Raw genomic sequence first — 23,646 nt, forward strand, 5'->3', positions numbered from 1 at the left:
GATTATCGAAAAGCTTTCGGATGGCGCGATGCGCCGGGGCAGGGGCAAGGCAAGTGCAGCGGCAGGTCAGGACAAGGGCGATCGCGGTGGTGTCCGCACTGGGGCTGACGGGAGTCCTCGGCGGATGCGGACTCGGCGGCGGGTCCTCCGATGTGACCTTGAGGCTGGTCGCCGCCGACTACGGCGACAGTGCGGCCAACAGCTCCAAGAAGTACTGGGCCGGCCTGGTCGAGCGGTACGAGGCCGAGCACCCCGATGTGAAGATCGACGTGGACGTCTACTCCTGGAACGACGTCGACCGCAAGGTCAAGGAGATGGTCGACGCGGGCGACCCGCCGGACATGGCGCAGATCGGCGCGTACGCCGACTACGCGGCCGAGGGTGAGCTCTACAAGGCCGGCGACCTGCTCTCCATCCCCGTCCAGGCGGACTTCCTCTCCCAGCTCACCACCGCGGGCGAGGTCAACAGCGTGCAGTACGGCATGCCGTTCGCCTCCTCCACGCGCGTGCTGTTCTACAACAAGAAGCTGTTCGCCGAGGCCGGCGCCACCCCGCCGCAGACCTGGGACGAGCTCGCCGAGGCCGCCGAGGCACTCGACGCGAAGGGCGTGAAGTACCCGTACGCGCTGCCGCTCGGCCCGGAGGAGGCACAGGCCGAGACCATGCAGTGGCTGCTCAGCGGCGACGGCGGCTACACCGACCTCATGGGCACGTACACCATCGACTCCGCGCAGAACGTCGAGACGTTCTCCTGGCTGAAGGACGAGCTGGTCGGCAAGGGCCTGACCGGTCCGGTCGCGCCCGGCAAGCTCGACCGGGCCGCGGCGTTCGCGGCGTTCGCCGCCGGGGACGTCGGCATGCTCAACGGGCACCCCTCGCTGATGGAGATGGCGAAGGAGAAGGGCGTGGAGTTCGGCATGGTGCCGACGCCGGGCATCGACGGCGTGAGCCCGGTCACCCTCGGCGTCGCCGACTGGATGATGGCCTTCAAGAAGAACGGCCACCGCGACCAGGTCGGCGACTTCCTCGACTTCGTCTACAGCGAGGAGAACGTCCTCGACTTCTCCCGCGAGTACAACCTGCTGCCGGTCACCACCTCCGCCTCCCGGACAATGGCCGCCTCCGACCAGGACAAGGACCTCAAGCCCTTCCTCGACCAGCTCACGACCTCGGAGCTCTACCCGGTCGGCAACACCTCCTGGGCGGCGGTCAACGCGGCCGTCAAGAAGCAGATCGGCAAGGCGGTCGCCCCCAACGGCAGCCCCGCCGGCGTCCTCGGCGGACTCCAGGCGACGGCGACGCGCGCGGAGAGCAGGGAGTAGCCTGCGGAGCATGGACACGGGGGACGAGGAGCACGAGGCCGGCGCGGGTCTGGGGCGGCGTGAACAGGACATCCTCGCGCTGGAACGCCGGGGCTTCTCCGGTCCCGGCGCCAAGGAACGCGCCATCCGCGAGGAGCTGGGCCTGGCCCCCGTCCGCTACTACCAGCTCCTGAACGCGCTCCTGGACGACCCCCGGGCCCTCGCCCACGACCCGGTGACGGTCAACCGCCTGCGCCGCATACGGGAAACCCGCCGCACAGAGCGTTGATCCGCCCCCGCCGCCCCTTCCCGTCCCGACCTCGGAGAGTTGCCCTTGGGCGGGAAGGTGCGGCCGGTGCCCTCCTCAAAGGGCTCGCGACGCTCCATGGGGACGGCACCGGGTCACCCTGCACCCAGCTCGAACCGATTCGATGCCTGCACTGACGTTCGATCGCGCAGGAGATCGGCGACATGCTGAGGACCATACGTCGCCAGGGCCCACAGGGCGCTGATCTCCCGCGCTCCTGTCCAGGCACCTCCATACGCGGGAGTGCGGAAGAGGGCAACGCCGATGCAGTACTCGTCGAAGGGATCGGAGCGTAGGTAGCGAGCGCCACCGGTCCCACACAGGTACAAGTCCGCACCGACAGCTTTCGCCAGGTCAGCGAGTCTTTCCGAGCGTCCTTCGCGGGCGGGGTACGCGCTGCTGCGGACGACGGAGCCGCGCCGGCCAAGCAGGTCGAGCAGAAGCCGTGCAGAGGCTTCCGCGACCACAGCGGTGCGGTCGGAGGTGTCCAGAAGCTCAAGGAGCGGTTGGATCATGCCGTCGAGGGAGGACCAGTACCGGCTACTGCCGTAGTACTGCCGCAGAAGCAGGGCGAGTCGCTTGCTGCTCACGTCCGAATCCACGAGCCGCGCCTCACTGACAAGGCTCCCCCGGCCATGGGGCAGGTGTGTCGGAAGAGTGAGCCACTGCCTCTGTCGCGGGTTGTGCAGCGCGGCGAGGCGGGCCCGGTGCTGATAGTCGCGACGGGCGAACTGCACGTCGTCGAGCACGATCCAGCAATCCGCCGCGTACAGCTTGGCCAGTGTGGAAAGCCGGGGGAAGAGGTTGGGCTGGTGGATGGCACACAGCCTGCCCGGCGCCGACGGGTCAGGGAGTGATGAGACGGCTGGTGAAGCCTGCGGTGAGGAGGTTCTTGTAGGCGGCATGCACGTCCTCCGGGACGTCCTGCTCGATGGCGAAGCCGAGCTTCGGATACTCGATCACCCGCTGGAGATCACCGACGAGCATGTCCAGGACGAGCTTCTCGTCCCCGATGCTCTTGACGTAGTCGTCCAACTCCAAGGGTTCCGAGGCACACCGCACGTCGACCTCGGGCCACAGCTTGCGGGCGGTGGCGTACGAACGGCGTTCCATGTAGGGCTTGGAGACCAAGAGCACCGAGGCCGGATAGAGCCCGGCGTCGGTGAGGACCTGCCGGGAGTACGTGATGTTGTGCCCGGTGTTGCCGGCGCGGGGCTCCAAGAGGATCGCCTCGTCAGGCACGCCGAGGGCGAGAGCGTGTTCCCGGTAGTGGACGGCCTCACCACGCGGGAAGCGGGCCGCGGTGGTGGGGCTGTTGCCACCCGTGAACACGAGGACGGGAAAGAGCCCGGCTCGGTACAGATCGGCCGCCGTGGTCGCCACACCGAGGTCGTGACTGCCGAGTCCGATCGCCACGTCCGCCGGCCGAAGTTCGTGACGCATCTGGTGGTAGTCCCAGATGAGCCGGGCGTTCGCCCATTGCTCGTCGGTCACGGCCTGCCGGCTGTCAGTCGGTCCCGTCATTGGTGTTTCTCCCTGATCAGCGTCGCCCGGGGCTCTTCGCCCCACTGCTCGTGGCATGCCTGCTCCTGATGCCCTCGATACTGCGACGCTGGTGGCTGAGCCCGTACTCAGCGGCCACCTTCGCTGCCTTGTCGAGAACTTCAAGACCATCATCCAGGGTGGCCGGATCGGACAACAGGATGTGACCGTGGGCGGTGTCCAGACGAACACGTTGCATGGGTGAGTCCGCGGTACCGGTCGTGCGGGCGATGTCGATGTAGTGCAGTGCGGCGGTCAGGTCACCTGCCCCTCGGTGGGCGAGGGCGAGCTTCTGATGGGCCACGGACCAGTCCTCCGGCTCGGAGAGGTCCTCGAACTCGCGTACCGCCGCTGACATGACGCGTGCGGCGTACTCATGGTCGCCCTTCTTGCTCAACGCAGTACCCACCCACAGCCGAGCCCGCGCGCGGTCGCGTGGGGAGAGCCGGTCGTCAACGGCGAGGGACTCATATCGGTGGGCAGCCGCGTCCCAGTGATCGGACATCTCCGTGACGACGGCCAGCGAGAGGTCCAGTTGAGCTACGCGCCGGGGGACGTCGAGCCGGGCGAAAACGGCCCGGGCTTCGTGATAGGAGCGTCGCGCCGACAAGGGGCCCAGAACGGCGCCTTTGTCCCTTTGCACGTCTCCCAGCAGGGCGGTCGCCCGCGCGTAGAGGTAAAGGCCCTTGTCGTCCAGCCCAATCGGTGGGAAGCGGGCCAGCCAGCGACGTAACAGATCCTCTGCGAAGGCGAAGTTCTGCCGGGACAAGGCGACGACGGATCGGTCGAGATCGTCGGTCCAGGACTCGTACTCCCACGCACGGGGCCCGCTGATGGTGACCCGCCGGATGGAGCCGGCACCGGAGCTGCCGGCCTCGGAGAGGTTGGTCTCGAAGCGAAGGTGGACAGCCGCGTCCGCGCGGGCGAGAGCGGTGTCGAGGATGGCCTGGGTGTCCTGCCTCGGCTCAGTCGAGGAGAGCAGCTTCTCCCACTTCGAGATCGTCCGGACGCCTACGCCGAGATGAGCCGCGAAGGTCCGGACGCTCATCCGCAGGGCGAGCCGCAGCGCCCTGGCTTCCAGGCCGGTCCAGTGGTGCACGGTCGCCACGGATCCCTCCCTTCCTGCCGTCATACAAGCACGCCGACCGGGAGCAGTAGGACGAAAGTGCCACGGAAGTGCAACAAGCGGTCATTGGAGCAGCCCACTTCCTGCGACACGCTCAATGGACCAGCTACCACACACCGGATGGTCCGTGATGGAACCCATAACCGAACTCCGCCCGGTCGACGGACCGGTCGTCTACGGCTACCTGCGCCTTACCCGTGTCTCCGCGGCCCGGCGCGAGGCACTCGCCACGACACTGGCCGAGCACTGCCGACGGCACGAACTCTTTCTTTCCGGCCTGTTCACCGAGCGCGGCGACTCGGGGAGGGCGACTTCGGCGTTCGTCGGCCTGCTCGATGTTCTCGAACTGCCGGACGTCTACGGCGTGGTCCTGCCGACCGCCTCTCATCTCGGACCTCGCGGCACAACGGCGGAACGCCGACGACGGATCGAGAGGGCCGGTGCGCGTCTGCTGCTGGTCCGACGTAGCCGCCGCCATCGGACGCCGATTCCCGGTCCGCACAGGTGAGGTGTGTCATGACGAACGAGCTGCACAAGTACTTCGATGCCGAGCGACGCGCCGTCGGCCAGGCCCGTGAGTTCGTGATCATCTCGCTGGAGAAGTGGGGGATCACCGGTGAGCCGGCCGAGGACATCCGGCTCTGCGTCTCGGAACTGGCATCCAACGCCCTGGCCCACGGCACTCGCCGTGGCCACGGGTTTCTGGTGCGCCTCTGCGCCGACGAGGACTCCGTACGCCTGGAGGTCCACGACAGCGGTGACGTCTCGCCCGATCGGTGTCCCCGCTTGCGGGAAGCCGCTGAAACGGACACTGCCGGGCGCGGGTTGAGCATCGTCGACACGCTCGCCGACGGCTGGGGCGTCGATGAGCGTTCCCCGTACGGAAAGGTCGTGTGGTCCCGCTTCAAGACCGCACCGGCTTCCCAGCCTGCCCGGCCCCTCGGAACGGCCTGAGAAGGAGAACCGTCATGGAGTCTTTCGAGCGTGCTCGGCTGGACGCTTACTTCACGAAGATCGCTGCCTGCTTCCTGCCTCAGGAACGCGCTGCATCCTTCCTGATCACACATCTCTTGGCCGAGCGCCCCAGCTTCGTCCGCGCAGTGGCGTCCCTGAGCGATGTGCGCGCTGTGCTCCCCAAGCCGAAGTCGATCAACGCGGCAGCCCAGCGTGACGTCGAGCGGTCCATCAGCGTCGACACCCTCTCGCGCGACCTCTTCAACGACCCCGACGCCGCGCTCGACTACATCGAGTCCCGCGCCGGAGGCGAACGCACGGTCCTGCTGGACGTCGGCGGCTACTTCGCGCCCGTCCTCGCGCATCTTCACGAGCGTTTCACGGGAGAGATCGTCGGGGTCATCGAGGACACCGAGAACGGGCACCGGCGATACACCGCGTTGGAAAAACTTCCCTGTCCAGTCGTCTCTGTAGCCCGCTCCCCGCTCAAGGACCCTGAGGATTACCTGATCGGCCAGTCGGTCGTCTTCTCGACGGAGGCGGTGATGCGAGGCCGCGGCGACATCCTCCACGGCCGTCCTGCGCTGGTCATCGGGTTCGGCAAGTTGGGCAGTTCCATCGCGAGGCTGCTCCAGGCGAAGGGCGTACACGTCACTGTCTTCGACATCGATCCTGTACGACGCACGCAGGCACTCTCTCAGGGTTTCGCCGTGGCGCGGGATCGTGAGGCCGCCCTGACCGGAGCGGGTCTGGTCCTGTGCGCGACTGGCGCGGTCTCCCTGCGCGGAGAGGACTTCGGGCATCTGCGCAACGGAGCGTACGTGGCCACCGTGACAAGCAGTGAGGACGAACTGGAACTCGATTCCCTGCCCGAGGTCTATACCCGGACGGCCATCGGCGACCACGTCACCCGCTATCAGACCACCGGCCATTACTTCTATCTGGTGAACGGCGGGAACGCGGTGAACTTCCTGCACGGTGCCAGCGTCGGACCGTTCATCTTTCTCGTTCAGGCAGAGATCCTCGCGGCAATCAGGCTGCTCACCGACCAGCACCTGGCTCCTGGCCTCCACGAGATCCCCGCACCCGACCGCGCCGAGATCGCGGCGACCTGGCTTTCCTACTTCAACAGGTGACAGACATGCCCCTCAGCACAGCCCACCTCCGTACGACCCTGAACCGCTACCTCGACGCCCACCCCGAGGACATGCCCGGCCTGGCCCCGGCGCTCGCCCTCCTCGACACGGACGCGGACCTCACCTCCCGCAAGGAGTTCCGCGTCCATGCCACCGCCGGCGCGATCCTCGTCGGACCGGACAACCGCGTCCTCCACATTCGTCACCGGACGCTCGACAAGTGGCTCCTCCCCGGCGGACATCTGGAACCGGAGGACGACACCCTCCAGGCAGCTGCCCTCCGGGAACTGTGCGAGGAGACCGGGATCTCCTCGGCATCGGTGATCCTGGTGGGTCCCCATCCGGTCGACATCGACGTGCACCCCATGCCGGCCAACGAGGCCAAAGGAGAGCCGGAGCATCAGCACGTCGACTTCCGTTTCCTCTTCCGCACGGAGACCGCCGACATCAGCGCGCTCCAGACCGAAGAGGTCACGGACGCGGCGTGGCTGCGGTTGGAGGCCCTGGTGTCGCGGGAGCTGAGTCGAAGGGTGACGAGCGCACTGCATTGAATCCGGCATCGATCGCGGCGGCCCTTTCCCGTCCCTGGAGGCTGAGAGCAGCTCCTCCGGCGTTTGAGGAGCGGGGGTCCGGGGGCAGCGCCCCCGGGGTGGGACGGGAAGGGGCGGCGGGGGCGAAAAAACCGGTCAGCGCATCCGCTCCGCCAGCGTCCGCAGCAGCCCCACCACCCCCGCCGGACCGTCGACCACCAGGTCCGCCCGTTCCCGCAGCTCGGTGACCTCGTCGCTGCCGCTGCACACCAGCAGCCCCGGAGTGCCGGCGGAGCGGAGCTTGTCGACGGCCGTGTAGGCGGGGAGGTCGCCCAGGTCGTCACCCGCGTACAGGACCGACTCGGCGCCGATGTCCCGCGCGTACTCCAGCAGGGCGACGCCCTTGTCCATCCCGGGCGGACGCAGCTCCAGCACCATGCGGCCGGGTTCGACGATCAGACCGTGCCGGGCGGCGAGCCCGGCGAGCGGCTCGCGCAGGGCCTCGAACGAGGCCTGCGGATCGGCGGCCCGGCGGGTGTGGACCGCCACCGCCCGGCCCCCCTTCTCCTCGATCCACGTGCCCTGCCACGCGCCGACCCGGTCCAGCACCCCCGGCAGCTCCGCGCGGACGGCGGCGACCCCGGGATGCGGGGCGGGCGCGGTGACCGTGCCGGTGACGGCGTCCCAGCGCTCGGCGCCGTAATGGCCGAGAACGACGAGGTGTTCCAGGCCGGGAACGCCCGCGAAGCCGCCGTGGCGGACCGCGACCCCCGCCGGCCGGCCGGTGACCACCGCGACCGCGGCCACCCTGGGCGCGAGCGCGGCGAGCGCGCCCACCGCGTCCGGGTGCGCGCGGGCCTGCTCGGGGTCGGCCACGATCGGCGCGAGCGTCCCGTCGAAGTCGAGCCCGATCAGTGCCTTCCCCGGGCGGGAGAGAAGCGCCTCCAGCCCTTCCCGCCCGGCCTGCGTGGCGGGCGTCGGCGTGGCGTTCGGCTCCGTGGAATCCGTATGGCTGGCCATGCCGTCCAACCTATCCGCGCCCGCCCCCGCGTACTCCTGTGTGACCGGCCATACCTCCGGTCAGCCGGGCGTTCCGTCCCGCAGCGCCTCCAGCTGCTCCAGGAACCAGCGGGCCGGGGGCAGCGCGGTCGCCGCCGCGGCCAGGCGCTTGGCGCGCTCGGCGCGTTCGTCCAGGCCCATGGTCAGAGCCTCGTGCAAGGCGCGGGCGGTCCCGACGACGTCGTACGGGTTGACCGTGATCGCGTCCTCGCCCAGCTCCTCGTGGGCGCCCGCCTCCCGCGACAGCACCAGCGCGCAGCCCGCGTCGGAGACGACCGGGACCTCCTTGGCGACCAGGTTCATGCCGTCGCGGATCGGGTTGACCAGCGCCACGTCCGCCATCCGGTACGCGGCCAGCGAGCGCGCGAAGTCGTCCTCGACGTGCAGGACGACCGGCCGCCAGCCCGGGGTGCCGTACCGCTCGTTGATCTCCTCCGCGACCCGCCGCACCTCGGCGGTGTAGTCGCGGTAGACGGCGAGGTCCTGCCGGGAGGGGTAGGCGAACGCGACGTGCACCACGCGCTCGCGCCACTCGGGGTGGTCGTCCAGGAGCTGCCGGTACGCCAGCAGACCCCGCACGATGTTCTTCGACAGCTCGGTCCGGTCGACCCGGACGATCGTCCGGCGCCCCTCGCCGATCTCCTCCCGCAGCGCGGTGATCCGCTCCTCGACGTCCGCCTCGTGGGCGCGGGCGCGCAGGAAGTCCGCGTCGGCGCCCAGGCCGTGCACGCCGATCCGGGTGTCCCCGAGGCCGCCCGCGAAGCGTTCGCAGCACGCGGTGAACGCGTCCGCCCAGCGGCGGGTGAGGAAGCCGAGCCGGTCGGCGCCGAGCATGCCGCGCAGCACCTGCCGCGCGATGTCGTCGGGCAGCATCGCGAAGTACTCCGGCGGCGCCCACGGCGTGTGCGAGAAGTGCGCGATGCGCAGGTCGGGGCGGAGCTCGCGGAGCATCCCGGGGACGAGGGTCAGGTGGTAGTCCTGGACGAGCACCGCCGCGCCCGGCGCCGCCTCCTCGGCCAGCGCCTCGGCGAACGCCCGGTTGTAGGCCTCGTACGACGCCCACCGCCGGCGGAACTCCGCGTCGAAGACCGGCTCCAGCGGCGTCTGGTACAGCATGTGGTGCACGAACCACAGCACCGAGTTGGCGATCCCGTTGTACGCGTCGGCGTGCACGTCCGCCGGGATGTCCAGCATCCGCACGCCGTCCTCGCCTACCCCGCGCCGCACCGCCTCGCGGTCGCCGTCGGACAGCGCCGAGCACACCCACAGCGCCCCGGCGTCCGGCCCGATCGCCGACAGCCCGGAGACCAGCCCGCCGCCGCCCCGCCCGGCCCGCAGTGAACCGTCGTCCTCCACCGTGTACGAGACGGGCCCGCGATTCGACGCGACCAGCACCTGAGCACCCTGAGCAGCCTGCGTGACAGCCATGAATGTCACCTAGCCCGGCCCCGGAGACCTCAAACGCACAAGATCGGCCGTATACGGGTCAGGCCACCCGCCGTGCCCGGTACTCCGCGATCTCCGTCATCGGCGGCCGCTCCTCCGTGTCGACGGAGTACGTGCGGGGTTCGAAGGCGTCGCCCGCCCGCTCGAACTGGGTGAGGGAGGGCCGGATCAGATGGCCGCGGGCCAGGCGGAGCTGGGCGGTGCGGTAGATCGCGGCGGCCATCCGGCCGAGGGCCTGGCCGTCCTGGTGGCGGTGGACGCGCACGCCGACGTCGACCTGGGCGAGGGCGTCCAGGCCGACCAGGTGCAGGGCGTCGACCAGCATGCCGAGCTCGACGCCGTACCCGACCGGGAACGGGAGCTGTTCCAGCAGGCTCCGGCGGGCCGCGTACTCGCCGCCGAGCGGCTGGACGAAGCCGGCCAGCCGGGGCCAGTGCATGTTCAGCAGCGGGCGGGCCATCAGCTCCGTGACCCGGCCGCCCTGACCGGCCGCCGAGCCGAGCGGGCGGTCGTACATGGCCTTGACCAGCTGCACGTCCGGCTCGGTGAGCAGCGGGCCGACGATGCCGGAGACGAAGTCGGAGGAGAACTCCCGCAGATCCGCGTCGACGAAGCACACGATGTCGCCGCGGGTGACGAGCAGGGAGCGCCACAGCACCTCGCCCTTGCCGGGCACCGCCGGTATCCGGGGCAGGATCGTGTCCCGGTGCACCACGCGCGCGCCCGCGGCCGCCGCCACCTCGGCCGTGCGGTCGGCCGAACCCGAGTCGACCACCACCACCTCGTCGACCAGCGGGACCTGGAGCACCAGGTCGTGCCGGATCACCGACACGATCTCGCCGACCGTCGCCTCCTCGTCGAGCGCGGGCAGCACCACGCTCACCGTCTGTCCCGTCGCGCGTTTCGCCGCCAGGATCCGGTGGAGCGGGCGGTCGGCCACCGACCAGGACCGGTCGGTCAGCCAGCGCTCGACTTCTTCCAGCACGGTCCCGGACTCCTCACTGGCCTGTGATCCATCTCGCGGTGCGGACGACTATCTCAACCATGCAGGCCTTCGGTTACAGTCTTGAACAACGCCGATGCCCCCCGCATGCCGGGGTCACCGCGCGGACGACAACTGAACACCGCTCATCCAGAGGGGCAGAGGGATACGGCCCGATGAAGCCCCGGCAACCCTCCAGTCGGTTCTTGTCACATAGACGTGGCGAGGCTCCCGGCTAGGGAAGGTGCCAAATCCGTCTCACGGCGAGGTGCGTCGTGAGGAAGATGAGGAGAAAGGGCCTCGCCTCCATGGCTGTGCAGACCGTTGCAAGCGCCACCGATTCCGCCTCCGTAGACCTCGGCCCCGCCGCGGCGCTCTCCTGCCGCGAATGCGGGCACCGCGTCCCCCTCGGCCCCGTCTTCGCCTGCGAGGAGTGTTTCGGCCCGCTGGAGATCGCCTACGACTTCTCGGCCTACGACACCGAGGAGCTCCGCAAGCGGATCGAGGCGGGACCCGCGAACATCTGGCGCTACGCGCCGCTGCTGCCCGTCCCGGCGGACGTGGCGACCAAGCCGAACATCAACCCCGGCTGGACCAAGCTCGTCCAGACCGACAACCTGGCGCGTGAGCTGGGCGTCGACGCCGGCAAGCTGTTCGTCAAGGACGACTCCGGCAACCCGACGCACTCCTTCAAGGACCGTGTCGTCGCCCAGGCCATCGAGGCCGCCCGCGCCTTCGGCTTCACCACCCTCTCCTGCTCCTCCACCGGCAACCTCGCCGGCGCCGTCGGCGCCGCCGCGGCCCGCGCCGGCTTCCGGTCCTGCGTGTTCATCCCGCACGACCTGGAGCAGGGCAAGGTCGTCATGGCCGCCGTCTACGGCGGTGAACTCGTCGGCATCGAGGGCAACTACGACGACGTGAACCGCTTCTGCTCCGAGCTGATCGGCGACCCGGCCGGTGAGGGCTGGGGCTTCGTCAACGTCAACCTGCGGCCGTACTACGCGGAGGGGTCCAAGACCCTCGCGTACGAGATCTGCGAGCAGCTCGGCTGGCGGCTCCCGGACCAGATCGTGATCCCGATCGCGTCCGGCTCGCAGCTCACGAAGATCGACAAGGGGCTGCAGGAGCTCATCAAGCTCGGGCTGGTCGAGGACAGGCCGTACAAGATCTTCGGCGCGCAGGCCGAGGGGTGCTCGCCGGTGTCCACCGCCTACAAGGCGGGGCACGACGTCGTCCGTCCGCAGAAGCCGGACACGATCGCCAAGTCGCTGGCGATCGGGAACCCGGCGGACGGGCCGTACGTGCTGGACATCGCCCGTCGGACGGGCGGGGCGGTGGAGGACGTGAACGACGGGCAGATCGTCGACGCGATCAAGCTGCTGGCGCGTACGGAGGGGATCTTCGCGGAGACCGCCGGGGGTGTGACCGTGGGGGTCACCAAGAAGCTGCTGGAGAGCGGGGTGCTCGACCCGTCTTTGACCACGGTGGTGCTGAACACCGGGGATGGTCTGAAGACGTTGGATGCGGTGGCCGGTACGGGGATGACTGCGACCATTCGTCCCACCCTGGAGTCGTTCCGTGAGGCCGGGCTCGGCTGAGTCGTTTCGTCTGCCGGTCCGTTGTGGCTGGTCGCGCCCACGCGGCGGTAGCCGCATGTCAATACAGCCCTGCGCCCCTAGGGTGCTGTCCCTTCCGGAGGTTTCAAAGTGAGCGTTACTGTCCGCATCCCCACCATCCTGCGTACCTACACCGGTGGGCAGGCCGAAGTGAGTGCCGAAGGGGCGACCCTTGGCGAGGTCATCTCGGATCTGGAGAAGAACCACACCGGGATCGCCGCCCGGGTGCTGGACGATCAGGGCAAGCTGCGGCGGTTCGTGAACGTCTATGTCAACGACGACGACGTGCGGTTCGAGCAGGGGCTCGAGACGGCCACCCCGGACGGGGCCGGCGTGTCGATCATTCCGGCGGTGGCCGGCGGCTGATCATTACCTTCGGTAATGACGGTCACCGAGCGTTGAGGACGCGGCCCCCTCCGTGAGAGAAGCGGAGGGGGCAATTCCATGGGATTGAGCGCGGTAGAGTTGGGGAACACGCTCCTGATCCCTTGATCGGAAACATTGAATTCCTGCCGCGGGCCCGACTGGATGTAGCCAAAGTGCGGGCACTCTTCGCGGCATTTGTGGCCTTTGCGTGGCCCGACTTGCCCTGGAATACGGCGAATTCTCGCCACATTCCGGACCGGCGTCGTCCAGATTTCTCGTCCGATTGACCTGTTGCAGACGGCAGTTGGACAGATACATTCAGCCGCGGTCGACGCGTTCCGGCGCACGCCCCCAACCGTTGGGGGGTGAGGTCTGACCCGGATCCGCGAAGTGTGGATCTGTGCAAGGGCCAGTAATAGGGGAGTTAGGCATGGCTCAGGGCACCGTCAAGTGGTTCAACGCGGAGAAGGGGTACGGCTTCATCGCGGTCGACGGTGGTGCGGATGTTTTCGTCCACTACAGCGCGATTCAGATGGACGGCTACCGCACCCTCGAAGAAGGCCAGCGGGTCGAGTTCGAGATCTCGCAGGGTCAGAAGGGCCCACAGGCCGACATGGTCCGTCTCAGCGCCTGAACGCGCTATCAGCCGCAAGCATCTTCTGCCGGCCAAGGGCCCGCACCCCTCAGGGGTGCGGGCCCTTCGCCGTGCCCGCGGGCGGTCGAGCGGTGCCCGCGGGTGGCCGAGGGGCGTCCGCGGGTGGCCGGGCGCCCCGTGTACTCCCCATGGGCGCTTGCACTCGCATGGGTCGAGTGCTAATCATTGGCGTTAGCACTCTGAAGGTGAGAGTGACAACGAAGGACCGGGTCGGTGAGGCCCGCGGGCCGTGTGGGGCAAGGAACCACGGGGCCGGCGAGCCGTCCGTCGCGGGCGCGGGCGCGGTCCGAAGGAATCACCCCCAGTCCTGGAGGGACCACTTCACATGGCCAAGATCATCGCGTTCGACGAGGAGGCGCGGCGCGGCCTCGAGCGCGGCATGAACCAGCTCGCGGACGCCGTCAAGGTGACGCTCGGCCCCAAGGGCCGCAACGTCGTCCTCGAGAAGAAGTGGGGCGCCCCCACGATCACCAACGATGGTGTGTCCATCGCCAAGGAGATCGAGCTCGAGGACCCGTACGAGAAGATCGGCGCCGAGCTGGTCAAGGAAGTCGCGAAGAAGACGGACGACGTCGCCGGTGACGGTACGACCACCGCGACCGTCCTCGCCCAGGCCCTGGTGCGCGAGGGTCTGCGCAACGTGGCCGCCGGTGCCAACCCGATGGCTCTGAAGCGCGGTATCGAGAAGGCCGTCGAGGCCGTCTCCGGTGCCCTGCTGGAGCAGGCGAAGGATGTCGAGACCAAGGAGCAGATCGCCTCCACGGCCTCCATCTCCGCCGCCGACACCCAGATCGGCGAGCTGATCGCCGAGGCCATGGACAAGGTCGGCAAGGAAGGCGTCATCACCGTCGAGGAGTCCCAGACCTTCGGTCTGGAGCTGGAGCTCACCGAGGGTATGCGCTTCGACAAGGGCTACATCTCGGCGTACTTCGCCACCGACATGGAGCGTATGGAGGCCGTCCTCGACGACCCGTACATCCTGATCGCGAACTCCAAGATCTCCAACGTCAAGGACCTGCTCCCGCTCCTGGAGAAGGTCATGCAGTCGGGCAAGCCGCTGCTGATCATCGCCGAGGACGTCGAGGGCGAGGCCCTGTCGACCCTGGTCGTCAACAAGATCCGCGGCACCTTCAAGTCCGTCGCCGTCAAGGCCCCGGGCTTCGGCGACCGCCGCAAGGCCATGCTCGGCGACATCGCCATCCTCACGGGCGGCGAGGTCATCTCCGAGGAGGTCGGCCTCAAGCTGGAGAACGCCACCCTCGACCTGCTGGGCAAGGCCCGCAAGGTGGTCATCACCAAGGACGAGACCACCATCGTCGACGGTTCGGGCTCGGCCGACCAGGTCCAGGGCCGCGTGAACCAGATCCGCGCCGAGATCGAGAACAGCGACTCGGACTACGACCGCGAGAAGCTGCAGGAGCGCCTGGCGAAGCTCGCCGGCGGTGTCGCGGTCATCAAGGCCGGTGCCGCCACCGAGGTGGAGCTCAAGGAGCGCAAGCACCGCATCGAGGACGCCGTGCGCAACGCCAAGGCGGCCGTCGAGGAGGGCATCGTCGCCGGTGGTGGCGTGGCCCTGCTGCAGGCCTCCCAGGTCTTCGAGAAGCTGGAGCTCGACGGTGACGAGGCGACCGGCGCCAACGCCGTGAAGCTCGCGCTGGAGGCCCCGCTGAAGCAGATCGCCGTCAACGGTGGTCTCGAGGGCGGCGTCGTCGTGGAGAAGGTCCGCAACCTCACGGTCGGCCACGGCCTGAACGCCGCGACCGGCGAGTACGTCGACATGATCGCCGAGGGCATCATCGACCCGGCGAAGGTGACCCGTTCCGCGCTGCAGAACGCCGCCTCCATCGCCGCGCTGTTCCTCACCACCGAGGCCGTCATCGCCGACAAGCCGGAGAAGGCCGCGGCCCCGGCCGGCGGCGGCATGCCGGGCGGTGACATGGACTTCTGATCCTTCCGAGGATCGGATCCGTCCGTCGTACGACCGAGGGCGGCACCCCCTGTTCCGGCAGGGGGTGCCGCCCTCGGTCGTTTCAGGCGGCGCACCACGGCACGCGGCAGACGTGCGGTGCCGCGCCCTGCGGGCACAGGCCCCGCAGCACCGCCTTGCGGACCGCCCGCCAGGTCCGCAGCGAGCACACCAGGCGGACGCGCAGCTCGACCGGCTCGCGTGCGCCGGCGCTTCGGCCCGGGTGCTCCCAGGCCCACTGTTCCGCCAGGTGGTCGTAGAGCTCGGCGGTCGTCATCCCGCTGCCGGGGAGCGTGCGGGCGACGTCCCGGCCGACGATCCGGGCGCTCCGGTGCGCCAGGGCCCGGTCGACGACCGAGCCGGCCCATGCCAGCCCTTCGTCGTCCGCGTAGAGGCCGAAACGCAGCAGGCGTGTTCTCATCGGGCGACCGTACCCCGGTGCGCGGGAGGCGTCCCGTGACCGGAGTCACGCCCGGGCCCGAAGGGGAATGCCCCTCCCCGCTTCCCGGTTGGCACTGAACGTGCATTTAATGCGCGTACACATACTGACCGGTATTCGAAGCGAAGGAGCCCCCACGTGACCGTCACCTCCCCGGACACCGCCGCCCGAGCGGCCGCGATTCTCTCCCGGCCCGTCACGATCAACGGCCTGACCGTCCCCAACCGCATCGCCATGGCGCCGATGACCCGGATGTTCTCGCCGGGCGGCGTGCCCGGTGAGGACGTGGTGTCGTACTACTCGCGCCGTGCCGCGGCCGGTGTCGGCCTGATCGTCACCGAGGGCACGTACGTCGGCCACGAGTCGGCCGGGCTGAGCGACCGGGTGCCGCGGTTCCACGGGGAGGAGCAGCTCGCGGGCTGGGCGAAGGTCGCCGAGGCGGTGCACGCGGCGGGCGGCACGATCGTGCCGCAGCTCTGGCACATCGGCATGGTCCGCGAGCAGGGCCAGGCGCCGTACCCGGAGGCTCCGGCGGTCGGTCCGTCCGGGGTGCGCACGGACGGCACCGAGGGCAAGGGGAAGGCGATGACGCAGGCCGACATCGACGATGTCGTCGGCGCGTTCGCCCGGGCCGCCGCCGACGCCGAGCGCATCGGCTTCGACGGCGTGGAGCTGCACGGCGCCCACGGCTACCTCATCGACCAGTTCCTGTGGTCCGGCACCAACCGCCGCACCGACGCCTACGGCGGCGACCCGGTGGCCCGTGCCCGGTTCGCGGCGGAGATCGTGGCGGCGGTGCGCGACGCCGTGTCGCCCGAGTTCCCGGTCGTCTTCCGGTACTCGCAGTGGAAGCAGGACGCCTACGACGCCCGGCTCGCCGAGACGCCCCAGGAGCTGGAGGCGATCCTCGCCCCGCTCGCCGAGGCCGGTGTCGACGCCTTCCACGCGTCCACGCGCCGCTACTGGCTCCCGGAGTTCGACGACTCCGACCTCAACCTGGCCGGCTGGACGAAGAAGCTGACCGGCAGGCCCGCCATCACCGTCGGCTCCGTCGGCCTGAACGGCGAGTTCCTCAAGGCCTTCCAGGGGCAGGGCGCCGAGCTCGGCAGCATCGACAACCTGCTCGACCGGATGGAGCGGGACGAGTTCGACCTCGTCGCCGTGGGCCGCGCGCTGCTCCAGGACCCGGAGTGGGCGGCCAAGGTGCTGGCCGGCCGCTTCGACGAGCTGACGCCGTACGAGGCGGCGTCCCTGCAGACGCTGAGCTGATGTCGTACGGACCGGCGCCTTCGTGAAGGCGCCGGTCCGAGTCGGCCGATGGCGCTCCCGGACGCGGGGGCGCCATCCGCATGTCACCCGTTTTTAATTTGCTTAAGTCAATCAATCGCCTTAAAGTTGCCTGAGTCAAGTACTGGCCCGAGTCCCGACGGAGACCTCCTTCATGTCCGACGCACTCGACCGTTCCCCCACGCCCGGCACCGCCGCGCCGCCCAAGACCGGTGCCGTGGTGCCCGTACTGGCCTTCGGCGGCATCGTGGTCTCGCTGATGCAGACCCTGGTGATCCCGATCGTGGGGCAACTGCCGCAGTACCTGAACGCCTCGGCATCGGACACCGCCTGGGCCATCACCGCCACCCTGCTCGCCGCCGCCGTCGCCACCCCGGTCATGGGCCGCCTCGGCGACATGTACGGCAAGCGCCGCATGCTGCTGGTCAGCATGGCCATGCTGGTCGTCGGCTCCGTCGTCGCCGGACTCAGCGACTCCCTGGTCCCGATGATCGTCGGCCGTGCCCTGCAGGGCCTGTCGTCCGGTGTGATCCCGCTCGGCATCAGCATCCTGCGCGACGAACTGCCCGCGGAGAGGCTCGGCTCGGCCACCGCGATGATCAGCGCCTCGCTCGGCGTCGGCGGCGCCCTCGGCCTGCCCGCCGCCGCACTGATCGCCGACAACTTCGACTGGCACGCGCTGTTCTGGACCTCCGCCGCCCTCGGTGTCGTCGCCCTGCTCCTGGTGGTGGTCCTCGTACCGGAGTCGAAGGTGCGCACCGGCGGACGGTTCGACCTGGCCGGCGCGGCCGGCATGGCGACCGGACTCGTCTGCCTGCTGCTGGCGATCTCCAAGGGCGCCGACTGGGGCTGGGGCAGCGGCACCACCCTCGGTCTGTTCGCGGCGGCCGTCGTCGTCCTGCTGGCATGGGGCTTCTTCGAACTGCGCGTCGACCAGCCGCTGGTGGACCTGCGCACCACCGCCCGCCCCCAGGTGCTGATCACCAACCTCGCCTCGGTGGCGATCGGCTTCGGCATGTTCTCCATGTCCCTGGTCATCCCGCAGCTGCTCCAGCTGCCCGAGCAGACCGGCTACGGCCTCGGCCAGTCCCTGCTCGCCGCCGGACTGGTCATGGCCCCGTCCGGTCTGGTGATGATGGCGCTGGCCCCCGTCTCCGCGCTGGTCTCCCGCGCCAAGGGCCCGAAGGTGACGCTGATGATCGGCGCCCTGATCGTGGCCACCGGCTACGGCCTGAACGTCCTGCTCATGAGCGAGGTCTGGCACTTCGTGCTGGCGTCCTGCGTCATCGGCGCCGGCATCGGCTTCACCTACGGCGCGATGCCCGCCCTCATCATGGGCGCGGTGCCCGCCTCCGAGACCGGCGCCGCCAACAGCCTCAACACCCTGATGCGCTCCATCGGCACCTCCGTCGCCAGCGCCGTCGCCGGTGTCGTCCTGGCGCAGATGACCACGCGGTTCGGCTCGTACGCGCTGCCCAGCGAGGACGGCTTCCGCACCGTCCTGGCACTCGGCGCCGGGGCCGCGCTCATCGGCTTCGCCATCGCCGCCTTCATCCCGCGCCGGCCGGCCGCGGCGGCCGCGCACGCCGCCGCGGAGGGCCTGACCGAGGAGCCCACGGGGGTGGCCTCCAAGGCGTAGGCGCGGCGCACCGCGGCCGACGGCCGCCGCCCCGGAATCCTCCCGGGCGGCGGCCGTTCGCCGTCACGGCGGCCGGACGCGGCCGACGGGGCGCTCCGGACGAGCCCCGGGAACGTCCCCGGGGGGCCGGGCCGCGGAGGCGGGGGAGAGGGCCGGCTCCGGACGGGCTCAGAGATTGCCCATCGGCTCGATGTCGACCCGCACCGGCGTCCCCCACACGCGCAGCACCTCGTAGTCGGTGAACTCGTGCACGATCCGGTACGCCATGGCGGCCCGGGGCCCGCGCCGCTGGGCCGCGATGTACAGCTCCGCCTCGCGCCGGTCCCGGCGCGGGGTGCCGCACAGCTGCCACGCCTGTCCGTTCCACAGCTCCGGCAGCCAGCGCTGCTGCGGCTGCGGCCGGTCCGCGCGCACCCCGTACCGGGACGGCGCGGGCTCGGCGGGCCGGGCCTGCGGGGCCGGGCCGTTGAACTCGGCGCGGCGGGCGGCGCGGCGCCGGGTCTCGCAGAGCAGGCACAGGTCGGGGGCGCTCTTGTCGACCGGTCCGGCCGGGTGCTCGGCGCAGCGCGTACGGGGCGCGGCCGTGGTGACGCTCTCCTCCAGCAGGTCCAGGGCCCGCTTCAGGTCGTCCTTCACTTCGTGCAGCCGGGCGTCGGGGGTGTCGGCGGACAGCGCCTCGCCGTGCTCCCCGAGCACGCGCAGGGCGCGGCCCAGGGCGGTGAGCTGCGCGTGGTTCATGGTGGTTCTCCGTAGGGGTCGGTCCAGTATCCCAGCGTGCACCCAAGGGCGAGCATCTACGATGCCTGGTCGAACGGGCGGTCGTCGAAGGGTGCGGGGGCATGAACGGAATCGAGCCGGTGGCGGTGGAGTTCTCCGGTGGCGGGCCCGGGGGCCGGTCCGGTCGTGGGGTGGTCCTGAACTCGGTGCTGTGGGCGTTCGCGCTGACGGTCGCGCTGCTGTTCAGCGCCGCCGTCAACCCGTGGTCCGTCTGGCTCGGCGTCGTGATCATGCTGGCGGCCGTCGCCGTCGCCGGATGTCTGGTCGGCGGCATCTGGCACCGGGCCGGCGCCGCCGTCCTCGTCTGCTGCGCCGGCTTCGCCCTGCCGCTGTTCGCCGGGTCCGCGATGTACGACGGCTACATGCGGACCGTGGGCGAGCCGGTGGACGCCGTGGTGACCGGGGTCGTCGACCGGGACCAGCGGCGCGGCCCGGACATGTTCTGCACGGTCCGCGAACTGGGCGGGGAACGCAGGACGTACGAGGTCTCCCAGCGGGAGAACTGCTTCGGGCAGGCGGAACCGGGGGACCGGGTCGTGGTCCGCGAGGACCCGCTCGGTCTGCTCGACCCCCGGCTGCCGGACGGTCCCGGTCAGGGAAGCACCGCGGGGATCACCCTCGCGAGCACGGCCGGTCTGACGCTCCTCGTCGCCGGCGGTGTGCTGTACGGGGGCCTGCGCCGCAGGGGGTAGCCGCTCGTCCCCGGGGTCTCAGCCGGACTGGGCCCGGGCGAGCGCCGCCCGCAGGTGGCCGTCGGACTCCGCGAGGAGGCGGGCGGCCGTCGGGCCGTCCACGTCCGCCAGGACGACCAGGATCGCGTCCTTGACCTCGCCGTCCGTGGCGGCCAGGGCCCGCTCGACGACGTCGTCCGCCGCGCCCGTCGCCTGCGCGACGATACGGCGGGAGCGGGCGCGCAGCTTCTCGTTGGAGGCCCGCACGTCGACCATCAGGTTCCCGTACGTCTTGCCCAGCCGGATCATCGTGATCGTCGACAGCATGTTCAGCACCAGCTTCTGTGCCGTACCGGCCTTCAGGCGCGTGGAGCCGGTGAGGAACTCCGGGCCCACGACGACCTCGATGCCGTGCTCGGCCGCCGCCGCCAGCGCGCTGCCGCGGTTGCAGGCCAGGCCCACGGTGAGGGCGCCGCGCGCACGGGCGTACGCGACGGCGCCGACCGCGTACGGGGTGCGGCCGGAGGCGGAGACACCGACCACCGTGTCGTCGGCGGTCAGCTCCAGCGCGGCCAGGTCGGCCTCGGCCAGGTCGCGCGAGTCCTCCGCGCCCTCCACGGAGGTGACCATGGCGTCGGGCCCGCCCGCGATCAGGCCGACGACCCGCGCCGGGTCGGTGTTGAAGGTCGGCGGGCACTCGGAGGCGTCCAGCACCCCCAGCCGGCCGGCGGTTCCCGCGCCCGCGTAGACCAGCCGTCCGCCCCGGGCCATCCGCTCGGCGACGGCGTCGATGGCGGCGGCGATCGCCGGTACCTGCTCGGCCACGGCACCGGCCACCGTGGCGTCCTCGCCGTTCATCAGCCGCGCGATGTCGAGCGTCGGCAGCCGGTCGACGTCCGCCAGCTCGGGCCGGAACGCCTCGGTGGTCAGCGTCTCCAACTGGGCACGGAGATCGTGGTGGTGGGAGGTGGGATTCATGGCGGATCTCTCCGGTCCGGGGGTGGGCGGCCTGCCTTCAGGGGCGCGGGGGCGTGTCCGGTGCGCGGTCACCGTCGCGGGGGCGCGGCCGGCCACGGACCGTCCGCGGTCGAGAACGGCGCTGCACCCCTACGGCCCCTTGCGGAGCACCCGGTGCCGGTGCGCCAACGCCTCGTACGACGCGGACAGCGCCGGCGCCGCCGACTCGTACGTCCGCTGGGCGACCCCCACGAACAGACAGTCCACGACCAGCAGCTGCCCCGTCCGGGACGACATCGCGGCCGGCCGCAGCTCGCTCTCCCGTGCCGTGGACGTGGTCAGGACGTGATCGGCGTACTGCGTGACGGGACCGTCCGGGCGTCCGGTGACCGCCACCGTCGTCGCCCCGTGCTCGAAGGCGACCCGGAGCGGTTCGATGACGTCCCCGGTCGACCCGGAGTGCGTGATGGCGATCGCCACGTCGCCCGACCGCAGCTGCACCGCGTTGGTGACGGCGAGGTGCGGATCGCTGTGGGCGTGCGCCATCAGGCCTATGCGCAGCAGCTTCTGGGTGAGGTCCTGAGCGACGAGCCCCGACGCGCCGACGCCGTACACATCGGTGCGCCGGGCCCCGGCCAGGGCGGCCACGGCCGCCGCGAGCTGCACGGTGTCCAGTCCGGCCGCGGTGTCGGCGAGGGTCTGCTGCTCGTCGTAGGCGAGTTTCGCCACGACGTCGGCTATGGGGTCGTCCACCGCGATGTCGGTGGTGATGGCGGGCGCGCGCCCGGACTGCTGCTGGGCGGCGAGCCCGGCCAGGGCGAGGCGCAGATCGCGGTAGCCGGGGTAGCCGAGCAGGCGGGCGGTGCGGACGACGGTGGCCTCGCTGGTGCCGGTGAGTTCGGCGAGTCCGGTGACCGTGAGGGCCGCGCAGCCGGCCGGGTCGTCGGCGACGGCCTCGGCGACCCGCTGCATGGAGCGGGTCATCGTCGGAGCCAGCGTGCGCACCTTGGCCGCCAAGGCGGCGGGCGCGGGAGGGGAGGGCGTGCTGCCGCCCGGACCGGTCCCGAAAATTTCCTTCATTTCACGGGTCACGGTATGAAAGATATTTTCGTTCCGGTCGTGCGGTCAAGAGTGCGCACAATGGAGGCATGACCCCCGACGATCCGCCCGGTGAACCCGGCACCCCCGGACTCCGCCCGGTCAGCCCCCTGGAACAAGCCTTGCACGCGGCGCGCGCCCTCGTGCTCGCCGATCTGGTCGCGCGCGAGGTCGCCGCGGCGGACGTGGTCTCCCTCGTCGAGGAGTCCGTCACGCACCGGCGCTGGTGGGTGGAACAGTGGCCGGACGGCGCCGGGTTCCTCGCCGGCCTGGTCGCCCAGGACGTACAGGACGCCCTGCTGGAGCGGCACGGGCGCTGGCCGCTGTGCCCGGTCTGCGGCACCGGCGACCCGCACGCGCTGGACGTGGAACCGGAACTCGGCCCCGATCCGCACTGGGTGTGCCACAAGGCGGGTGTGAAGGTCGCGGCGGTGGGCCGGCTGGGCGGATCGGCCCCCTCGTGACCGTGTACATCGACCCGCCCACCTGGCCGGGCCACGGCCGGATGTGGTCCCACCTCGTCAGCGACCTCTCCTACGACGAACTGCACACCTTCGCCGACCGCCTGGGCGTCCCCCGCCGCGCCTTCGAACGCGACCACTACGACGTCCCCGCCCACCGGTACGCCGACGCGGTGCGCGCGGGGGCGGTCGAGGTCAGCAGCCGTGAGGTGGTGCGGCTGCTGCACGGGGCGGGGCTGCGGCGCCGCAAGGGCGCGACTCAGCCGCGGAGTTCGTAGGCGAACTCGTCCTCGTCGCCGTCCTCGGTCCGGGTGAAACCGGCGCGCGTGATGACGGCCTGGGACGGGAGGTTGTCCGGGTCGGTCCTCGCGTACACCGACGTCACCTCCTCGTGGCCCAGCGCCCACGCCGACAGTGCGCGCAGCGCCTCGGTGGCGTAGCCGTTGCCTCGGGCGGCCTCGGTGAGGTCGTAGCCGATCTCCACCCGGCCGTTCTCGTCGGGCGCCCGGTGGAAGCCCATGCCGCCGACCGCGCGGTCGTCCTCCCGGCGCACCAGTACGAACATCCCCCACTCGGGCCGGAACGCACCCTCCTCGTACTGCTTGAGCAGCATCCCGGCGGCCGTCCGCGTGCCCTCGAACGGTCCCGGGCCGAGCCAGTCGAACCCGCCCTCGCCGCCCACGGCCAGATCGGCCGCGACCGCCGGGGTGACGCCCTCCAGGGTGAGCCGCTCGGCCGGTATCACCAGGTTGTTGTTCCACTTCCACCCGGTGACGGGCTCCCGCCCCGGCAGTTCACCGCGCCCGGTGGCCCACAGCAGCGTCCGCCACGGCGTGGGCCCCGGCTGGACCCGCGGGAAGATCCGGGTGAGGACGAAGGAGGCCAGCCCGGCCGGCGGCTCGTAGCCGATGCCCATTCCCTCGGCGATGTCGTGCGTGTGCAGCAGCACCTCGGCGATACCCATCGCGGCGAAGCCCTCACGGTTCGCGTGCCGGAAGGGGTACGGGTGGAAGGCGCGGACCGCGCGCGGGGTGGTGCGGACGGCGGCGGCGAGCAGGGCGCCGGTCGCCCCGATCGTCTGCAGGGCGCCGGCGTTGTCGGTGCCCTCGTCGAGGGCGATCTCGAAGGGCACGTACGCGTCCTGCGCCCGCCCGGCGAGCTGTCCCGCGTACGCGATGAGATCGCTCGCGATGTGCACCGCCGTCTCCCGGCAGTCCCACTCCAGCCGCCCGGCCCTCACCCCCGTCCAGTCCCGGTCGACGACCGCCCCCAGCGCCGCCACGCAGTCCGCGACGGCTTCCTCCACCTGGTCCGCTCCCACAGCATGCATG

The 23,646-nt window shown here is 70.6% G+C and carries 26 protein-coding genes and 1 riboswitch; of the genes, 15 read left to right on the forward strand and 11 right to left on the reverse strand.

Annotated features, from left to right (window positions below; all coding sequences use genetic code 11):
- The first annotated feature begins 53 nt into the window (after positions 1-53).
- A complete protein-coding gene (locus tag IH50_RS0121115; protein ID WP_030864420.1) occupies positions 54-1,322 on the forward strand; it encodes an extracellular solute-binding protein in 1,269 nt (422 codons plus the stop codon).
- 10 nt (positions 1,323-1,332) lie between these two features.
- On the forward strand, positions 1,333-1,590 hold the full coding sequence (locus IH50_RS0121120; RefSeq protein ID WP_030864423.1) for a DUF3263 domain-containing protein: 258 nt from the start codon (positions 1,333-1,335) through the stop codon (positions 1,588-1,590).
- A 113-nt stretch (positions 1,591-1,703) separates the two neighbouring features.
- Here the strand turns inward: IH50_RS0121120 and IH50_RS0121125 are convergent, their stop codons facing one another.
- Genes IH50_RS0121125 through IH50_RS0121135 form a run of 3 tightly spaced genes read right to left on the reverse strand, consistent with a single transcriptional unit; the run spans position 1,704 to position 4,258 of the window.
- On the reverse strand, positions 1,704-2,513 hold the full coding sequence (locus tag IH50_RS0121125; protein ID WP_078914052.1) for a WbqC family protein: 810 nt from the start codon (positions 2,511-2,513) through the stop codon (positions 1,704-1,706).
- On the reverse strand, positions 2,455-3,132 hold the full coding sequence (locus IH50_RS0121130) for a YdcF family protein (RefSeq protein ID WP_030864430.1): 678 nt from the start codon (positions 3,130-3,132) through the stop codon (positions 2,455-2,457). Before IH50_RS0121130 ends, IH50_RS0121125 begins: the two co-directional genes overlap by 59 nt.
- Positions 3,133-3,148: 16 nt before the next feature.
- The gene (locus tag IH50_RS0121135) at positions 3,149-4,258 is read right to left on the reverse strand and encodes a helix-turn-helix domain-containing protein (protein WP_030864432.1); all 1,110 of its coding nucleotides are present in this window, start codon (positions 4,256-4,258) and stop codon (positions 3,149-3,151) included.
- A gap of 148 nt (positions 4,259-4,406) precedes the next feature.
- Here IH50_RS0121135 and IH50_RS0121140 point away from each other — a divergent pair, with 148 nt between their 5' ends.
- From IH50_RS0121140 to IH50_RS0121155, 4 genes are read left to right on the forward strand one after another with little or no spacing between them, the layout of a single operon-like run.
- A complete protein-coding gene (locus IH50_RS0121140) occupies positions 4,407-4,784 on the forward strand; it encodes a hypothetical protein (RefSeq protein WP_037872644.1) in 378 nt (125 codons plus the stop codon).
- 8 nt (positions 4,785-4,792) lie between these two features.
- On the forward strand, positions 4,793-5,230 hold the full coding sequence (locus IH50_RS0121145) for an ATP-binding protein (protein ID WP_037872645.1): 438 nt from the start codon (positions 4,793-4,795) through the stop codon (positions 5,228-5,230).
- A 14-nt stretch (positions 5,231-5,244) separates the two neighbouring features.
- Positions 5,245-6,366 carry an adenosylhomocysteinase gene (locus tag IH50_RS0121150; RefSeq protein ID WP_030864441.1) on the forward strand — a complete coding sequence of 374 codons (1,122 nt, stop codon included), beginning with the start codon at positions 5,245-5,247 and terminating at the stop codon, positions 6,364-6,366.
- 5 nt (positions 6,367-6,371) lie between these two features.
- Complete coding sequence (locus IH50_RS0121155; protein ID WP_030864442.1) at positions 6,372-6,917, forward strand: NUDIX hydrolase; 546 nt, start codon at positions 6,372-6,374, stop codon at positions 6,915-6,917.
- 135 nt (positions 6,918-7,052) lie between these two features.
- On the opposite strand, the gene otsB is transcribed toward IH50_RS0121155, so the two are convergent.
- The 3 genes from otsB to IH50_RS0121170 are packed head-to-tail and all read right to left on the reverse strand — an operon-like array spanning position 7,053 to position 10,386.
- Entirely contained in the window at positions 7,053-7,916 is an 864-nt protein-coding gene (otsB, locus tag IH50_RS0121160; protein ID WP_030864446.1) for a trehalose-phosphatase, read from the reverse strand.
- Positions 7,917-7,976: 60 nt separating this feature from the next.
- Positions 7,977-9,383, reverse strand: a complete 1,407-nt coding sequence (locus IH50_RS0121165; protein WP_030864448.1) for an alpha,alpha-trehalose-phosphate synthase (UDP-forming) — start codon at positions 9,381-9,383, stop codon at positions 7,977-7,979.
- A gap of 58 nt (positions 9,384-9,441) precedes the next feature.
- Entirely contained in the window at positions 9,442-10,386 is a 945-nt protein-coding gene (locus tag IH50_RS0121170) for a glucosyl-3-phosphoglycerate synthase (RefSeq protein WP_030864451.1), read from the reverse strand.
- A gap of 140 nt (positions 10,387-10,526) precedes the next feature.
- Positions 10,527-10,674: riboswitch (SAM riboswitch) on the forward strand.
- A 17-nt stretch (positions 10,675-10,691) separates the two neighbouring features.
- On the opposite strand from IH50_RS0121170, the gene thrC reads away from it, so the two are divergent.
- The 4 genes from thrC to groL all read left to right on the forward strand — a co-directional run bounded on the left by thrC (position 10,692) and on the right by groL (position 14,968).
- Positions 10,692-11,981 (forward strand): threonine synthase, encoded by a 1,290-nt coding sequence (gene thrC / locus IH50_RS0121175; RefSeq protein WP_030864452.1) that lies wholly within the window; start codon positions 10,692-10,694, stop codon positions 11,979-11,981.
- A 108-nt stretch (positions 11,982-12,089) separates the two neighbouring features.
- Positions 12,090-12,365, forward strand: coding sequence for a ubiquitin-like small modifier protein 1 (locus IH50_RS0121180; RefSeq protein ID WP_030864454.1), 276 nt, complete (start codon positions 12,090-12,092; stop codon positions 12,363-12,365).
- Between the two features lie 430 nt (positions 12,366-12,795).
- Complete coding sequence (locus IH50_RS0121185; RefSeq protein WP_004929928.1) at positions 12,796-12,999, forward strand: cold-shock protein; 204 nt, start codon at positions 12,796-12,798, stop codon at positions 12,997-12,999.
- A 346-nt stretch (positions 13,000-13,345) separates the two neighbouring features.
- The gene (gene groL / locus IH50_RS0121190) at positions 13,346-14,968 is read left to right on the forward strand and encodes a chaperonin GroEL (RefSeq protein ID WP_030864456.1); all 1,623 of its coding nucleotides are present in this window, start codon (positions 13,346-13,348) and stop codon (positions 14,966-14,968) included.
- An 82-nt stretch (positions 14,969-15,050) separates the two neighbouring features.
- Here groL and IH50_RS0121195 read toward each other — a convergent pair whose 3' ends face one another.
- Positions 15,051-15,407 (reverse strand): hypothetical protein, encoded by a 357-nt coding sequence (locus tag IH50_RS0121195; RefSeq protein ID WP_030864457.1) that lies wholly within the window; start codon positions 15,405-15,407, stop codon positions 15,051-15,053.
- 156 nt (positions 15,408-15,563) lie between these two features.
- On the opposite strand from IH50_RS0121195, the gene IH50_RS0121200 reads away from it, so the two are divergent.
- On the forward strand, positions 15,564-16,694 hold the full coding sequence (locus IH50_RS0121200; protein WP_030864460.1) for an NADH:flavin oxidoreductase: 1,131 nt from the start codon (positions 15,564-15,566) through the stop codon (positions 16,692-16,694).
- A gap of 172 nt (positions 16,695-16,866) precedes the next feature.
- Positions 16,867-18,351, forward strand: coding sequence for an MFS transporter (locus tag IH50_RS0121205; RefSeq protein WP_030864462.1), 1,485 nt, complete (start codon positions 16,867-16,869; stop codon positions 18,349-18,351).
- Positions 18,352-18,519: 168 nt separating this feature from the next.
- On the opposite strand, the gene IH50_RS0121210 is transcribed toward IH50_RS0121205, so the two are convergent.
- Entirely contained in the window at positions 18,520-19,089 is a 570-nt protein-coding gene (locus tag IH50_RS0121210) for a hypothetical protein (RefSeq protein WP_030864464.1), read from the reverse strand.
- A gap of 101 nt (positions 19,090-19,190) precedes the next feature.
- Between IH50_RS0121210 and IH50_RS0121215 the strand changes: the two genes are divergently transcribed.
- On the forward strand, positions 19,191-19,820 hold the full coding sequence (locus tag IH50_RS0121215) for a hypothetical protein (protein ID WP_030864467.1): 630 nt from the start codon (positions 19,191-19,193) through the stop codon (positions 19,818-19,820).
- An 18-nt stretch (positions 19,821-19,838) separates the two neighbouring features.
- On the opposite strand, the gene murQ is transcribed toward IH50_RS0121215, so the two are convergent.
- Both murQ and IH50_RS0121225 read right to left on the reverse strand, forming a co-directional pair.
- Positions 19,839-20,777, reverse strand: coding sequence for an N-acetylmuramic acid 6-phosphate etherase (gene murQ / locus IH50_RS0121220; protein ID WP_030864470.1), 939 nt, complete (start codon positions 20,775-20,777; stop codon positions 19,839-19,841).
- Between the two features lie 129 nt (positions 20,778-20,906).
- Complete coding sequence (locus IH50_RS0121225) at positions 20,907-21,836, reverse strand: MurR/RpiR family transcriptional regulator (protein ID WP_037872648.1); 930 nt, start codon at positions 21,834-21,836, stop codon at positions 20,907-20,909.
- Between the two features lie 68 nt (positions 21,837-21,904).
- Between IH50_RS0121225 and IH50_RS0121230 the strand changes: the two genes are divergently transcribed.
- A complete protein-coding gene (locus IH50_RS0121230; protein WP_051767391.1) occupies positions 21,905-22,318 on the forward strand; it encodes a hypothetical protein in 414 nt (137 codons plus the stop codon).
- Complete coding sequence (locus tag IH50_RS0121235) at positions 22,315-22,593, forward strand: DUF4031 domain-containing protein (RefSeq protein WP_030864479.1); 279 nt, start codon at positions 22,315-22,317, stop codon at positions 22,591-22,593. The genes IH50_RS0121230 and IH50_RS0121235 overlap by 4 nt, the downstream gene beginning before the upstream one ends.
- Here the strand turns inward: IH50_RS0121235 and IH50_RS0121240 are convergent.
- Positions 22,575-23,645 carry a GNAT family N-acetyltransferase gene (locus IH50_RS0121240; RefSeq protein WP_030864482.1) on the reverse strand — a complete coding sequence of 357 codons (1,071 nt, stop codon included), beginning with the start codon at positions 23,643-23,645 and terminating at the stop codon, positions 22,575-22,577. The two genes, IH50_RS0121235 and IH50_RS0121240, sit on opposite strands and share 19 nt — an antisense overlap.
- Position 23,646: the final 1 nt, after the last annotated feature.

It is taken from the genome of Streptomyces sp. NRRL S-37 (assembly GCF_000721605.1).
GTDB lineage: Bacteria > Actinomycetota > Actinomycetes > Streptomycetales > Streptomycetaceae > Streptomyces.